11 protein-coding genes and 4 pseudogenes are annotated in these 16,114 nt (G+C 30.5%); 11 read left to right on the plus strand and 4 right to left on the minus strand.

From position 1 onward, the window contains the following. The first annotated feature begins 56 nt into the window (after positions 1-56). The 3 genes from NST87_RS13325 (at position 57) to NST87_RS13335 (ending at position 2,612) form a co-directional block, all read left to right on the plus strand. On the plus strand, positions 57-1,295 hold the full coding sequence (locus NST87_RS13325) for an aminoacyltransferase (RefSeq protein ID WP_145395639.1): 1,239 nt from the start codon (positions 57-59) through the stop codon (positions 1,293-1,295). 167 nt (positions 1,296-1,462) lie between these two features. Further along, positions 1,463-2,167, plus strand: a complete 705-nt coding sequence (locus tag NST87_RS13330) for a hypothetical protein (protein WP_046467875.1) — start codon at positions 1,463-1,465, stop codon at positions 2,165-2,167. A gap of 349 nt (positions 2,168-2,516) precedes the next feature. Continuing rightward, positions 2,517-2,612 carry a type I toxin-antitoxin system Fst family toxin gene (locus NST87_RS13335; protein WP_011276848.1) on the plus strand — a complete coding sequence of 32 codons (96 nt, stop codon included), beginning with the start codon at positions 2,517-2,519 and terminating at the stop codon, positions 2,610-2,612. 181 nt (positions 2,613-2,793) lie between these two features. Here the strand turns inward: NST87_RS13335 and NST87_RS13340 are convergent, their stop codons facing one another. Both NST87_RS13340 and NST87_RS13345 read right to left on the minus strand, forming a co-directional pair. Then, entirely contained in the window at positions 2,794-3,612 is an 819-nt protein-coding gene (locus NST87_RS13340; RefSeq protein ID WP_340721788.1) for an MIP/aquaporin family protein, read from the minus strand. Between the two features lie 288 nt (positions 3,613-3,900). After that, positions 3,901-5,523: a BCCT family transporter gene (locus NST87_RS13345; protein WP_438829830.1), complete on the minus strand. Its 1,623-nt coding sequence runs from the start codon at positions 5,521-5,523 to the stop codon at positions 3,901-3,903. A gap of 590 nt (positions 5,524-6,113) precedes the next feature. Between NST87_RS13345 and NST87_RS13350 the strand changes: the two genes are divergently transcribed. From NST87_RS13350 to NST87_RS13370, 8 genes and pseudogenes are all read left to right on the plus strand, one after another. After that, positions 6,114-6,791 carry a transglycosylase family protein gene (locus tag NST87_RS13350; RefSeq protein ID WP_053025666.1) on the plus strand — a complete coding sequence of 226 codons (678 nt, stop codon included), beginning with the start codon at positions 6,114-6,116 and terminating at the stop codon, positions 6,789-6,791. A 599-nt stretch (positions 6,792-7,390) separates the two neighbouring features. Continuing rightward, positions 7,391-7,999 (plus strand): recombinase family protein, encoded by a 609-nt coding sequence (locus NST87_RS13355; protein ID WP_053025648.1) that lies wholly within the window; start codon positions 7,391-7,393, stop codon positions 7,997-7,999. A 567-nt stretch (positions 8,000-8,566) separates the two neighbouring features. Next, a pseudogene (locus tag NST87_RS13885) lies at positions 8,567-8,720 on the plus strand (YSIRK-type signal peptide-containing protein); the annotation flags it as partial. Between the two features lie 11 nt (positions 8,721-8,731). After that, positions 8,732-10,177 (plus strand): annotated as a pseudogene (locus tag NST87_RS13890) (Ig-like domain-containing protein); the annotation flags it as partial. A 60-nt stretch (positions 10,178-10,237) separates the two neighbouring features. Beyond that, positions 10,238-11,536, plus strand: a pseudogene (locus NST87_RS13895) (fibrinogen-binding adhesin SdrG C-terminal domain-containing protein); the annotation flags it as partial. Beyond that, positions 11,528-11,653, plus strand: a pseudogene (locus NST87_RS13900) (LPXTG cell wall anchor domain-containing protein); the annotation flags it as partial. The pseudogenes NST87_RS13895 and NST87_RS13900, both read left to right, overlap by 9 nt. 124 nt (positions 11,654-11,777) lie before the next feature. Further along, a complete protein-coding gene (locus tag NST87_RS13365; RefSeq protein ID WP_145373312.1) occupies positions 11,778-13,394 on the plus strand; it encodes a poly(glycerol-phosphate) alpha-glucosyltransferase in 1,617 nt (538 codons plus the stop codon). 9 nt (positions 13,395-13,403) lie between these two features. Further along, a complete protein-coding gene (locus NST87_RS13370; protein ID WP_053025667.1) occupies positions 13,404-13,742 on the plus strand; it encodes a hypothetical protein in 339 nt (112 codons plus the stop codon). 20 nt (positions 13,743-13,762) lie between these two features. Here the strand turns inward: NST87_RS13370 and NST87_RS13375 are convergent, their stop codons facing one another. Both NST87_RS13375 and NST87_RS13380 read right to left on the minus strand, forming a co-directional pair. Continuing rightward, positions 13,763-14,437: an IS6-like element IS257 family transposase gene (locus NST87_RS13375; protein ID WP_301100047.1), complete on the minus strand. Its 675-nt coding sequence runs from the start codon at positions 14,435-14,437 to the stop codon at positions 13,763-13,765. A gap of 466 nt (positions 14,438-14,903) precedes the next feature. After that, positions 14,904-15,668, minus strand: a complete 765-nt coding sequence (locus NST87_RS13380; RefSeq protein WP_107520884.1) for a DUF536 domain-containing protein — start codon at positions 15,666-15,668, stop codon at positions 14,904-14,906. Positions 15,669-16,114 lie beyond the last annotated feature (446 nt).

The following is a 16,114-nucleotide window of genomic DNA, read 5'->3' on the forward strand; positions in this document are numbered from 1 at the left end:
TTTTTTTGTAATATACATATGAAAGCGCAATATCATCTTAAGAAAGTAGGTTTATCGTGTACTTTACTAAATTAGAAGTAAATGAATTTGAAATCTTTACTAATAAGCATTTTTCTCACTATACGCAAAGTTCAAATCATTTCAATTACAAAAATACCCATAAAAAGGACGTCCATTTAGTTGGGGTTAAAGATAACGAACATAATATATTAGCAGCTTGTCTTTTGACTGAAGCACGCTCTTTGAAGTTTTTTAAATACTTTTACACACATCGTGGACCTGTTTTAGATTTTAATAATTACGAGCTAGTGAGATTTTTCTATAAGCACTTAACTAAATATTTGAAAAAAAATCGTGGTTTATTCGTTTTAACTGATCCTTATACATTAGAAAACATACGCAATACTCAAGGAGAAATATTAGAAAGTTATAACAATCGACCTTTACTTAAAACTATGGAAGATTTGGGCTATAAACACCAAGGATATACGGTTGGATACTCTCAAACGAGCCAAATTCGTTGGCTATCTGTTCTTGATTTGAAAAATAAAACAGAAGATCAATTACTTAAAGATATGGATTATCAAACGAGAAGAAATATTAAGAAAACATATGAAATGGATGTTAAAGTCCGTACATTGCCTATAGAAGAAACCGATACATTTTTCAAACTATTTAAAATGGCAGAAGAAAAACATGGCTTTACATTTAGAGGTAAAGAGTATTTTGAACAAATGCAAAAAATTTATCACAATAACAGCATGTTAAAATTAGCTTATATTGATTTGTCCGAACTCTTAATAAAACAAAACAATCATTTAGACAAACTAAATAACACTTTAGAACAAACCAAGACTAACTTGGAAGCTAATCCTGATTCTAAAAAAAGTAAAAATAAATATGAACAAGAATTACAACAAATAAAAGCACAAAAAAGAAAGGTTTCCGAAACAGAGTCCTTAATTGAAACAGATGGCATGATACTAGATTTAGCAGCTTCTTTATATATCTTTAATGACCATGAAGTTTATTATCTTTCTAGTGGATCAAACCCTAAATATAATCCTTATATGGGCGCATATAGACTACAATGGGAAATGATAAAATTTGCAAAAGAACATAATATTAATCGTTATAACTTTTATGGTATAACGGGCGATTTCAGTGAAAATGCTGAAGATTTTGGTGTTCAAAAATTCAAATCAGGATTCAACGCTCACGTAGAAGAATATATAGGGGACTTTATCAAACCAGTTAGACCTATACTTTATAAAATCTATACACTACTGAAATAGTTTCAATAACCACCTGTTTTACATAAACACGGTGGTTATTTTATTATATATTTAATATATATCATGTTATGGATGTTATACAGTTTTTTTAACCCATGTAATTTACGTTTTCTAGCTCAAAAAACATCAACATAAGCTAATTTGAAATGCTGAAAAGGAGTTATAGTATGAAAAAAATCATTTTACCTATATTACTTGTTAGTTTATTGGTAATTTTAGTGAGTTGTAATAATAACGATTCAGAACATCACAATGATAATAATTCTAGTGATACTAACACCTCGGAAAACAAAGATAATGAAACACCAAATGAAATTGACGAAAAAACTAACACATCTGATAGTGGTGATAATTCAGAAAGTAGCAATAAACAAAATAAAGAACAAAATAATAATAAAAAACAAGAAAAAAATAATGATAGTAATGAGAATCAACAATCTACTGATAAAAATAAAAGTTACTTAAATAATTTTAACTCGGAAGAAATTGAATATGCACGAGTTTGGTATCAGTTAATATCTACAAGAAATGATTTGAAAGGTATTAGGGATGTGTATGTTACAGAAATACCAAAAGGTTCAAAAGTAAACCCACAAGCCCAAAATAGTGCAGTTTATAAAGAAAACGTTGTGAAATTAGAAGCTCCCATGAGGGCTGGTGGATCAATAACATATAGCAGTAATGGCGATGGGACAATTAATGTATACAACAATATTCCTTATAAATGGGAAAGCTCACAAACTAGTGATTATAGTCAAATGGATAAGGTAACAAGAAAAGCAATTGAGGATAATATTGAAACAATCTATATTAAGCCCCACGACAATAAAACAGTAGCTAAATTAGCAAGTAAGATTAGATATAGTAAGTAGCTATTAAGGTGGGCTGACAATTAAATCAGAAAAATTATTTAGTAAACAAATATTATTCGTTATAGTACTCACATATATTTTAATGCTTTTGTCATTTTTGTGGGTATCTAATATTGGTCATTTCAACGCTTTTATTTTAACAGTCCCTTTTCTTCTAATGACATTATTTTATATAATAAAATTTATAAACTTTAATAAGAAATAAGATAAAAGAGCCTTCGAAAGGCTCTTTTTATTTAACATAATTCAACTTATCGGAAGTACATATGCTTCAAAAGATACAGATGGTATAATAATGGAGTCGCCTATCTCTCAGGCGTCAATTTGACGTAGGGAGGAGGTGTTATTCATGTTGGAAATCCTTGTTCACATCACGACCACAGTCATCAGTGGTTGTATTATTGCGTTATTTACGCATTGGCTGCGTAATCGCAAAGACAAATAGGCGACAATAGCCACACCTACAAAAATCCCCTCACTATTTGCGGTAGTGAGGGGATTGGTGTATCCATGCTGGATTCCTTGTTAAGTGCATTATAACATCATAGTGGCAGGAATGCAAAAATTATTAATGGGACATTAAAATAATATAAAAAATAGTTATATTGTATATTATTTGATTTCAATTAATATATTTTTTCAACTTTGTTTTTCTTATCTATTTTATTAAGCATAACACTTAGTATAAGTGTAGCTATAAAAATAGCAATAGAAATAATAGACATTGTATCAAAAATCCCTTTATAAAATAGACGATAAAACATAGCGCCTATCATTCCACCAGATAGGGGCCCCAGCACTGGAACTATAGCATATCCCCAGTTTGAACCTCCTTTTCCCGCGATTGGTAAAATAGTATGAGCTATTCTTGGACCTAAATCACGTGCAGGATTGATTGCATAACCGGTAGGTCCCCCAATGCTTACACCAATAGCAACAATTAAAGCCCCAACAATTAATGGGTTTAGACCATCTGCGATATTGTTCATACCAATAAATAACAGTCCTAAAGTTAAAATACCTGTACCAATAATTTCTGTGATGAAATTAGCAAAATAGTTGGGGACAGAGGGTGCTGTAGAAAAAACACCAAGTTTGACTTCTGGTTCTTTAGTGGCTTTCCAATGTGGTAAATATGCAAGCCAAACAAGTATTGCTCCTACTATACCTCCCAACATTTGAGCAATTATATAACCTGGCACCATAGACCAACTTAATGAATGATCCATAGCAAATGCTAAAGTAACTGCTGGATTTAAGTGGGCGTCCGAAATATTGCCAACAGCATAAGCGCCTAAAGAGACACCTAGCCCCCATCCTACAGCAATTACAATCCAGTCAGAGCCATGTCCTAAATTACGTTTTAAATTAACATTTGCACAGACACCGCCTCCCAATAACACGAGTATTGCTGTTCCTAAAAATTCAGCTACATAAACATTCATAATAAAAGCATCCCTTTCTACAAAAAAGACACTTGTATCCTCGAGTGAAGGTACAAGTGTCTCTAGTTCTCCCTAATAATTATCAACTTAAAAAGCATTATAAATCTTTTATGTAAACGTTGTTAAAAGTAGTTAGAATCAAAAAATACTAGCTTCTTTTTTATTGACCTAGTTTAAATATTTTTTAAAATAATAATTGAGGCTGAAACACATATGTGTTTCAGCCTCGAAAGAATTAATTGTGAAAACTTCTGATAATTCAAATTTAGCATATAAGATTATTGTGAATCAATCGTTTTTAATATTTTTCCTTCTTTCTATCATTTCACTTTCAAAGTCTTCAGATTGTGAGTTTATATATTCTTTGAGTCTGTGCTTGTTAGGTGATAATGTTAAACCTAAAAACTTACGTTCTTGGTTGGCATCTTTATAGAAACTAACCATCATACAAAGCACGATGATAGAGAATGGTAAGGCAGTCATGATTGCCGTATTTTGTAGCGCATTTAATCCATTATCTCCACCTGAGAATAGTAAAATAAATGCAATCAATGCTTGTGCAATTCCCCAGATGACTTTAACTATTACGGATGGGTTTAATGAACCAAATGTTGTTTGCATTCCTAATACGAATGTCGCTGAATCGGCTGACGTAATAAAGAATGTTGCGATTAATAGCAACGTTACAATGGATAACACAAAGCCTAATGGCACCTCATTAAACACACCAAATAATGCAGTTTCTGGAGGCATATCAAATATTTTTGGTGTTTTTTTCGCAGTCTCGATACCTAAGACACCAAATGCTGCAAACCAAACTAAACTTACAAGTACTGGTGCTAATAAAACTCCAGAGACGAACTCTCTAATTGAGCGTCCTTTAGATACGCGTGCAATAAATATACCAACAAATGGACTCCAACTGATCCACCAAGCTAATTGGAAGAACGTCCATGATTTCATCCATTCATTTTTTTGTGGATCTAATGGTGCCGTATCAAACATGTTAAATAATAACGTGTTTAAATAAACTCCTGTAGAACTTGTTAACATATTTAAAATAAGAACAGTTGGTCCTACAATAAGAACAAATAGCAATATGAATCCTGCTATGCTAATATTTGCATTGCTTAAATATTGGATTCCCCGACTTAAACCTGACCATGCACTTATTAAAAATAATATTGTAACAATCAGTATAATAATACCTTGCGTCACAATATTATTCGGAATATCAAATAGGTAGTTTAGACCACCTGCGATTTGCATAGCGCCTAAACCTAGTGATACTGCTACCCCGCCAATTGTGGCAAAGACAGAAACAACATCAATAATTGTTCCTAAGGGGCCATCAACTTTATTTCCGAAAATTGGACGTAATGTTTTTGAAATTAATGCAGGTTCATTTTTTCTAAATTGGAAGTACGCTAACGCTAACGCTACAACACCATATACTGCCCATGCATGGAAGCCCCATTGCATAAATGCACCTCTTAAAGCTTCTTTATAGGCAGTTGCTGATTGAGGATCACCTGAGGGTGGTGAAACAAAATGACTAATCGGTTCAGCTGCTCCCCAGAATACTAAACCAATTCCCATTCCAGCGCTAAATAACATCGCAAACCATGAAATTGTATTAAATTCTGGTTTATCTTCTGGTTGACCCAATTTTAATTTTCCAATTGGACTAAAGATCAAGAAGACACAGAAGAATATCATGAGTGCTACAATAATCATATAATACCAACCAAAGTATTCAGTAATCCAACCAGTAATATTTGTCCCTATTTCATTAAACTGCGTTGGAAATATTGCACCTAACAATACAACGATTGCGGTAATAATAATACTATAGGTAAAAACAGAAGACAGTTTCTTCCCATTAGCATTATTTTGTTTATTTTCCAAAATAAAAACCTCCCATTTTAAGTATTACAATACAAAAAGTAATGAATTCCCTTGTAGAATATACAAATTATTATAAATTAAATTAAGATGAAATCCTAGGTGTCTTATGAAGATTAGAATATTATTGGTTATATTGTTTTAGTTACTTAGTAATAAACGCAATAAATAGAAGGCGACTTTAAGCCACATTAAAAAATCCACTCACTATCGCAAATAGTGAGTGGATTGGTGTATATATGCATATAATATTCTTTAGATTTATTGTAACAATATATTGAATAGGAACGCAAAAGTGATAATGAACTAACTGAAGTATAAATACATTTTTTTCTAAATTGAAATCTCATTATTATTTCCTAAATTAATATTTTTTAGTAATTATATCTACAAGGATATTTTGGGGAAAATGGTTTATATTTATGTAATCTAAATATTCGGGGCAAATAGCTCATACATCTTCTTTAAATGTAAAAAAATGATAATACTTTTTAACTTCATTGTAACCTAAAATAGTTTAAAAAATGTTAGAGTGGGATACGTAATTGTGGTGAAATTAATAAATTAAAAAGTTAACCTTTAGGAGGAATTAAATAATGAAAAAAACAATTCTTACTTCAACATTAGCAGTAAGTTTAGGTATAACAGGATTTGCAGCAGATAATTCAGCTGATGCATCTGAACAAAATGTAGACCAAGCTAAATTAGTAAATTTAGTTCAAAATAACCCAGAGCAATTAAATGAATCTCCAATACAAAAAGGGTCATATAATTATGATTTCATTCAAAATGGAGTTTCATATCATTTTGAATCAGATGGTGTAAATTTTAGTTGGAGCTATAATGGTTACAATAATACAACTGCTGAAATAAACAATGATGGACAACAAGAAGTTTCAAAAAGTGAACAACCAGTACAACAACAAGCACCACAAACTAAAGAAACTCAACAGCCCCAACAACAAGCAACTACAAATATTTCAACACAATCATCACAAAACTCAAATGAAGCTTCAAGTGGTTCATCAGTAGAAGTAAACGATCACTTGAAACTAATTGCTCAACGCGAATCAGGTGGCGATATCACAGCCATCAACCCTTCTTCAGGAGCAGCAGGTAAATATCAATTCTTACAAACAACTTGGGATTCAGTAGCCCCAGCAGAATATGTAGGTGTTTCACCAGCTTCAGCACCTGAACATGTCCAAGATGCGGCTGCTCAAAAATTATATAATGAAGTTGGCCCTTCACAGTGGGTAACTGCATATATGTAATTACTTTTATTTCATGCTAATTGCTAATATTGTTTTATTTATAAAAAAATCAAATTTTAATTATTCCCTATAAGTAATGAAATGCTCTCCATATTCTAATGGAGAGCATTTATTTATATAATATCATATATAAAAATTAAATCAGTTACTTTATGGGAGAAAGTAATACTTTTTAAATAAACAACAAAAGCTCTTAATAAGTCTTATTGAGCTTATTAAGAGCTATTACTAATTTAACCTTAAAGTTGTAAGGAGTTAATTCTATAAGAAGGAGATGAAACTTCTGTATTTAATAATTATAGCAAAAACATATGATTGTTCCAATTCATCTATTTAACGATGATACTGCCTCCCTTAATAATATTAAGTTCAACCAATCAGGAAATTTGATATTTTAACGCTAGTCTTTTCTCGTTTATTAGATAAAGATATTTTAGTATATCCAGTTAATTGATAGAAAAGAGGAGCCAATATACTAAGAAATATTAGTTCATAACATGTTATTTTTGGGTACACCCTAATCATACAGATACAGTTGTTGATTTTATAGCAATTCAAACGTATGATTAGGGTGTATATTAATTGTGGAGTGAAAATAAATGATTATAGGTTATGCAAGAGTATCTTCGGTAGATCAGAATTTAGAGAGACAGCTAGATAATTTGAAAACATTTGGCGTAGAGAAAATATTTACAGAGAAACAATCAGGAAAGTCAGTAGAAAATAGACCCGTATTTCAAGAAGCACTTAACTTTGTGAGAATGGGCGATAGATTTGTAGTAGAATCGATTGATCGCTTAGGTCGTAATTATGATGAAGTGATTAATACAGTTAATTATTTAAAGAATAAAGAAGTTCAATTGATGATTACTAGTTTACCTATGATGAATGAAGTCATTGACAACCCTTTATTAGATAAGTTTATGAAAGATTTAATCATACAAATATTAGCAATGGTTTCAGAACAAGAGAGAAATGAAAGTAAACGTCGACAAGCGCAAGGTATTCAAGTCGCGAAGGCAAAAGGTGTATATAAAGGGAGACCTTTACTTTACTCACCAAATGCTAAAGACCCACAGAAACGTATTATTTATCATAGAGTTGTAGAAATGTTAAAAGAAGGCAAAGCAATTAGTAAAATTGCGAAAGAAGTTAATATAACAAGGCAGACTGTTTATAGGATTAAAAGTGATAATAATTTAATATAGTAACGATATAAATAAGAAATTTTTACAGTGTCTAATTACATTCTATTTATGTAATTTACGATTTTAAAAATAATATCACAAAATAGTTAATGTGAGGATCACTATAAAAGTTGATCTAAAAAGATAATTGTATGAGATGATTTCTCAATGATTAAATTATTTTTAATGCTATTATCCTCATATTTTTGATAATACGAATTTATATTTATAGTGAATTATAGAAGAATAAGAATAGGTTAATACTTACATAATCATTGTAGAATTTGAAATAAAATTTATAAATTAGTAGGATCTGTCAATAACCTTCCTTTATTGGCTTTAAAATACATATAACTAGTAAACCTTTTAAAAATCAAAAAATTATTAAATATAGTAGAACCATATTGGATAATAAAATAACGAATAAGTATTTTTTTAAAAGATTATCATTATTCATCTCTAAAATATGTTTTTAAGTATAAGGTATTGTATTTTAACATTATTTTTTATAAAATTAAATAAATTGCTTTATATATTATTATGTGATTTGGATTATCAAAGCAATTATTTTTTATAAGGAGTGGTTTCTTGAAAAATTCTAAAAGAAAACTGGACTTTTTACCTAACAAATTGAATAAATATTCAATTAGAAAGTTCTCTGTAGGTACTGCATCAATATTAGTAGGAGCAACTTTATTATTTGGTGCTACCAACGATGAAGCAAAAGCTGATGAGACTAGTACTGAAAATGCAATACAATCGAACACAGATACAGCAACAAATGAAGCAGCGAAATCTGAAACAAACACAGATACAACAACAAATGAAGTAGCGAAATCTGAAACAAACACAGATACAGCAACAAATGAAGCAGCGAAATCTGAAACAAACACAGATACAACAACAAATGAAGTAGCGAAATCTGAAACAAACACAGATACAGCAACAAATGAAGCAGCGAAATCTGAAACAAACACAGATACAACAACAAATGAAGTAGCGAAATCTGAAACAAACACAGATACAACAACAAATGAAGCAGCGAAACCTGAAACAAACACAGATACAACAACAAATGAAGCAGCGAAATCTGAAACAAACACAGATACAGCAACAAATGAAGCAGCGAAACCTGAAACAAACACAGATACAACAACAAATGAAGCAGCGAAACCTGAAACAAACACAGATACAACAACAAATGAAGCAGCGAAATCTGAAACAAACACAGATACAGCAACAAATGAAGCAGCGAAATCTGAAACAAACACAGATACAACAACAAATGAAGTAGCGAAATCTGAAACAAACACAGATACAACAACAAATGAAGCAGCGAAACCTGAAACAAACACAGATACAACAACAAATGAAGCAGCGAAATCTGAAACAAACACAGATACAGCAACAAATGAAGCAGCGAAATCTGAAACAAACACAGATACAACAACAAATGAAGTAGCGAAATCTGAAACAAACACAGATAGAGCAACTCATTCGGATAAAAACAATACAAATTCTCAAAATGTTGATTCAGTAGCTAACAATATTCAAAATATGTCAACTATTGGAGAAAAAAAAGAAGCATTAACAAATTATATAGCCGACTCTACTTCAATAAATAAAGATGATGCTGAAGCACAAGTAGAAAGTTTAGGATTAAATTATAATACAATAGATGAAAATACTTTATTAGGTGCATTAGCATTAGATTATTCTAATGATAAAGAAGCAACAACAACATACGCTACATCTCCTACATCAGTAAGAAATATATCTACACCAACTACATTTAGTAATTTATCTGCAACTACATTAGCAGCAGAAGTTCCAAGTAACAATGTTAATAATTTGATTACAGTGAATAACCAAACATTAAGTGAGGGTTTATACGAAGATGGTACTATTCAAGCCCACGATGGTGAAAATATAATTTATACGACTGATTTTTCAATTGATAATGCTGTTAAATCTGGCGATACTATGACCGTTCAATATGATAAACACACAGTACCATCTGATTTGACTGAAAGTGCTAATTCAGTAGATATCGTAGATCCATCTGGTGAAGTCATTGCAACTGGTGTATTTGACAATACGAATAAAACATCTACTTATACATTTACTGATTATGTTGATAAATATGAAAATATTAATGCTAGATTAATATTAAATTCATATATTGATAAGCAACAAGTTCCAAATGAAGAAACTATAAGTTTAAATTATTCAACAGCGAATACTCCAATAACAAAATTGGTTAATATAGATTATCAAGATCCTATTGTTCAAGATGCATCTAACATTGAATCTATTTTCACTAATTTAGATCAAGCAAATGATACAGTTGAACAAACGATTTATGTCAATCCATTAAGTTTAAACGCTAATAACACTAATGTTATAATTAAAAGTGGTGGTGTTTATAATGATGGAGGATTTTATACAGGAGAAGGTAGTACTATTATAGACGATAGTACTGAAATTGAAATCTATAAAGTTTCACCTAATCAATCATTACCAGAAAGTAATAGAATTTATGATTACAATCAATATGAAAATGTTACTAATCAATTTACTGTTGATAAAAATTATGCTCCCAATATGGCTAATATAGATTTTGGAAATATAGATTCACCATATATTATTAAAGTTAAAAGTAAATATACCCCAGGAGCTGACGATAGTTTAGCTATACAACAAGGCGTAAGAATGGAAACTACTAATTCATATGGAAATGTTTCTTGGGCAGGATATACAAATGCTACTGTAGATAGTTATGATCAAGGCGGCGGCGATGGTACTATTACACCAGAAAAAACTTATAAAATTGGTGATTATGTATGGGAAGATGTTGATAAAGATGGCGTACAAGGAACAGATGTTAATGAGAAACCAATTAGTAATGTGTTAGTGACACTAACTTATCCTGATGGTACATCAAAATCTATAAGAACAGATGAAAATGGATATTATGAATTTAATAATTTATATGATGGAGAGACTTATACAGTTACATTCGAAACTCCAGAGGGGTATACTCCTACTCAAGTTAATGTTGGAGATGAATCATTAGATTCAAATGGTGGTTCAGTCACTGTTACTATTAATGGTCAAGATGATATGACTTTAGATAGCGGCTTTTATAAAGATGACTCAGATGCGGATGCTGACTCAGATGCGGATGCTGATTCAGATGCAGACGCTGACTCAGATGCGGATGCTGATTCAGATGCAGACGCTGACTCAGATGCGGATGCTGATTCAGATGCAGACGCTGACTCAGATGCGGATGCTGACTCAGATGCAGACGCTGACTCAGATGCGGATGCTGACTCAGATGCAGACGCTGACTCAGATGCAGATGCTGACTCAGATGCAGATGCTGATTCAGATGCAGATGCTGATTCAGATGCAGACGCTGACTCAGATGCGGATGCTGACTCAGATGCTGATTCAGATGCAGATGCAGATGCTGACTCAGATGCTGACTCAGATGCTGACTCAGATGCAGATAAAGATCATAATGACAAAGCAGATAAATCAAATAGTAAAGAATTGCCTGATACTGGTAATGAAAATAATGGTACATTATTTGGTTCATTATTCGCTGCACTTGGAGGATTATTCTTAGTTGGCAAACGTCGTAAAAACAAAAATAATGAAGAAAAATAATAAGTAGATTTCATGTTGACACAATGAAATTTAAAACCAGGCCCTGGAAGGCCTGGTTTTATTTTAAATACTATGATATTAATTGAGAGAAAGAGGATAAATAATTATAAATAGGGTGAAAACTATGGATTTTGAATATAAATTAGAAAAATTATTAACCGCAGTAAATAATAAAATTGAAATGAATAATTATGTTTTTTTAAGTTTGGGTAAACCTAACATCAAAGCTCAAGTTAAACTGTTCAAAAAAACGAATTACCTTAAGCAAGATATTTCGAAATCAGCACTTAAATTTAAAAAGAAAACAGGTCAATTTCCCGAGTGGATTAAATTAGATATTGTTACAACCACTGAAAAAGTTCAATTTACAGAATTGAAAAAAGCGTTAATTAATACACGACGAAATTATGTAGATTTTGGTATCGCATTTGATAGTCTATGGAATTTAGCCGTTTTACCTGAAGAAATTAATGCGAACGCTTTTGTTCGACCAGATAATACGACTAAAGAATTATTTCTTTCTGAAAAAAATATTAATAATTATTTACGTAAATATACGACTAACAAAAAGGCGTTTTCTAATGAATTTTATAATAAAAAAGAAGTTATTAAATTCTATACACAAGGCTTCTTTATAGGTGATGATGAAGTATATGAACTATACAGTAATGGTTATAAAAAAGGTTTGAGAAAAGTAAATGACTTGAATAATGAAATTGATCAATTAATTGAAAGCAGTACTCATTTCTTACAAAATATGTTGTTAGATAATGGTAAATATATTTATGGGTATTTCCCACATTTTGATAATGAAATTGGTTTCTATAATATACTAAGACATTCATCTTCTACATATGCTTTAATAGAGGGGTTAGCTTATTTAGGTAAAAATTTGCAACCTGTTGAAAAAGCAATTGATTATGTTATTTCAAATCAATTACTTGAAGTTGAAGATAAAGCGTATATCTATGATAATACGGAAGACATTAATGAAATTAAATTAGGACAAAATGCTTCATTTATATTCGCTATATGTGAATATTTAAAACATGAGAATAACCCTAAATATCTTGAAGCTGCTCAAAAAGTAGCGAAAGGTATTCTTTCAATGATTGATGAAGATACGTATGAAACGACGCACTTATTAAATTATCCTGATTTAAGCGTAAAAGAGAAATTCAGAATTATTTATTATGATGGTGAAGCTGCGCTTGCTTTGTTGAGACTATATCAAAGAGATAATAATAAAGTATGGTTGAAAACTGTAGAAAATTTAATGGATCGTTTCATTGATAAGAAATATTGGCAATATCATGATCATTGGTTAGGTTATTGTACAAATGAATTAATTCAAATTAACCCTCAAGAAAAATATTTTGAATTTGGTATAAAAAATGTGAATACGTATCTAGATTATATTAAAAATCGTGAAACTACTTTCCCAACATTCTTGGAAATGTTAATGGCTACTTATAGATTAGTTCAAAAAGCCAAAGAAACTAGTTATGGGGAATTAGTAAATCATTTGATAGATGAGGAATATTTAAAAGAAGTTATTGATATTAGAGCAGATTATCAAAGAGTTGGCTTCTTTTACCCTGAAACTGCAATGTACTTTAAAAATCCATCTAGAATTTTAGGAAGTTTCTTTATTAAACACCATGGTTATCGTGTCCGTATTGATGATATTGAGCATTATCTATCAGGATATGTACAGTACCAAAAAGCGTTCAAAGGGTAGGTAGTGATTATGCTAACAATTGGAAATATTTATCATATTATAGGTGGAGAGTTAAAGGATGCTCATAATAGTAAATCAAATGAAATAAATGATTTTGAAACAAAATATAAATTTGTAAAAAACAAAAAGACTGCGTATTTTTCTCCAAATAAAGAAACATGGGCAAAAAAATTGGGGAGAAATAAAAATGCTTTAGATGGTAATGATTTAGTTGATAGACAAAATGAGGAAATTGGATTAATTATAACTGAAAGATATATTTCCGATTTAAAATTTTCTGTTCCTCAAATAATTGTAGAAGATTCTGTTCGGTTCTGTTGCAAAGTAAAAAATATAGCTAACCACTAATTTATCATGTCAGTGTTCGCTTAACTTGCTAGCATGATGCTAATTTCGTGGCATGGCGAAAATCCGTAGATCTGAAGAGACCTGCGCTTCTTTTTATATAGAGCGTAAATACATTCAATACCTTTTAAAGTATTCTTTGCTGTATTGATACTTTGATACCTTGTCTTTCTTACTTTAATATGACGGTGATCTTGCTCAATGAGGTTATTCAGATATTTCGATGTACAATGACAGTCAGGTTTAAGTTTAAAAGCTTTAATTACTTTAGCCATTGCTACCTTCGTTGAAGGTGCCTGATCTGTAATTACCTTTTGAGGTTTACCAAATTGTTTAATGAGACGTTTGATAAACGCATATGCTGAATGATTATCTCGTTGCTTACGCAACCAAATATCTAATGTATGTCCCTCTGCATCAATGGCACGATATAAATAGCTCCATTTTCCTTTTATTTTGATGTACGTCTCATCAATACGCCATTTGTAATAAGCTTTTTTATGCTTTTTCTTCCAAATTTGATACAAAATTGGGGCATATTCTTGAACCCAACGGTAGACCGTTGAATGATGAACGTTTACACCACGTTCCCTTAATATTTCAGATATATCACGATAACTCAATGCATATCTTAGATAGTAGCCAACGGCTACAGTGATAACATCCTTGTTAAATTGTTTATATCTGAAATAGTTCATACAGAAGACTCCTTTTTGTTAAAATTATACTATAAATTCAACTTTGCAACAGAACCATTAATAATATAGATGAATTAAAAGCTATAAAAGAAAAACAAAGTAACGATAAGGAGTTTGAAAGAGCAACTACAAACCATTTTATTCAAATATTGCAAAATGATATTTTAGAAAATCAACAAAAGATTACTACACCTCCTGATATACCTATTGAACTTATATTTTATATATATGGATCTGTTTTATTTGGTTTTATGGAATGGATACAAAACTCCAAAACTAAAATTAATATAGATTCGAAAAAACTTGATGAACTTTTCCGTAGATCAATCAATATTCATGTAAAAAATAATCAAAATCCAGAGCAGATAAAATCTTTATTTAATCAACATAATCGATGATTATCAGAAGTTCTCACTATAAAAAAGGCACTAAAAGATTATAATCTTTTAGTGCCTAATTAATTATATTAGCTACCAAACAAACGACTCCAAAAGCCTTTTTTAGGTTGTTTTTCTTCCATCTCTTCATCTTCACTATCTATTTCTTTAAATTGTGTATCGTCTTTTGTGGATGGTTTTTCGTTGATGTTCTCATCCTCTTTTTCTTCAGAGATATCTCTATGCTGTACCTCTATGGGCTGTTCCTTTTCTGGTTGCTGATTAAAATCTTTAGTTTCTTCGGTAAACTTTGCTTCTTGCGCCTTAACATTTTGTCTATCATTAGAAGATGTATCAAAGGAATAATTAAGCTGTCTTTCTTCCTCTAATTGATTTTCTAGTTTTTGAATTTTTTTATTACTTTCTAAAGCCAATATTTGTTGATTTTCCAATAGTTTGTTTAATGTATTAACATTGCTATTTTGCTGATCTAATTGCTTTGTTAGGTTCTCAATATATTTTTCGTCATTTTCAGCTCGGGTTTTAAAGATTTCTATTTGTTTTTCTAATTCGTTTACTTTTGTTTTTAATGTCTCAGAAGTACCTAAATTACTATACTCCACATTTTTAACTTCGGAAGTATTTTCATTAGGTATTTCTTTTTTAACTGTTTCCTGCTTTTCTATGGTACTTTCTTTTTTTGTTATTTTTTCTATAATTTTCAAACAATCATTATCACTAATGTAATTAATACCATTTTCTTTTGAAAAAGTAATATTTAAATTTTTAGCATTATTAACAATAGTTTGTTTAGTTACATTCAATTCATCAGCAAGTATTTTAATAGTTTTCATACAAATCATCCTTAGGTACTAAATTAGGTACCTAAATTTTACCACCTAACAATAAATTTTTCATCTTTTACTACATAATTTGACTACCTAATTTAGTACATAATCACCTAATTAGGTACCTACAAACCGTTTTGCTAATTAATTAGGCACTAAATAAACCTGTTCTAAGATTTTTAGGTACTTAATATTATCCTAACGATTTTTAAAACGCTTTATATGCGTATTTAAAAGTGTTAATATTACTTTATGAAAATTAAAAGAGCCAATGCTATTGGCGTAGCATCGGCTCTTGGTAATAAAACGATTCGCATTCGTTTGTTTATATATTTTTTTGATACTTGTATTATATATATCTAATCATCTAAGTGCAAGCACAAAACATGTAACTTACGTAAAAATTGTTTTATTACCTCAACTTCTAAATAAATGGAAATGAGGTTTTTATT

It is taken from the genome of Staphylococcus sp. FSL W8-0271 (assembly GCF_038006605.1).
Classification (GTDB): Bacteria; Bacillota; Bacilli; order Staphylococcales; family Staphylococcaceae; genus Staphylococcus; species Staphylococcus cohnii.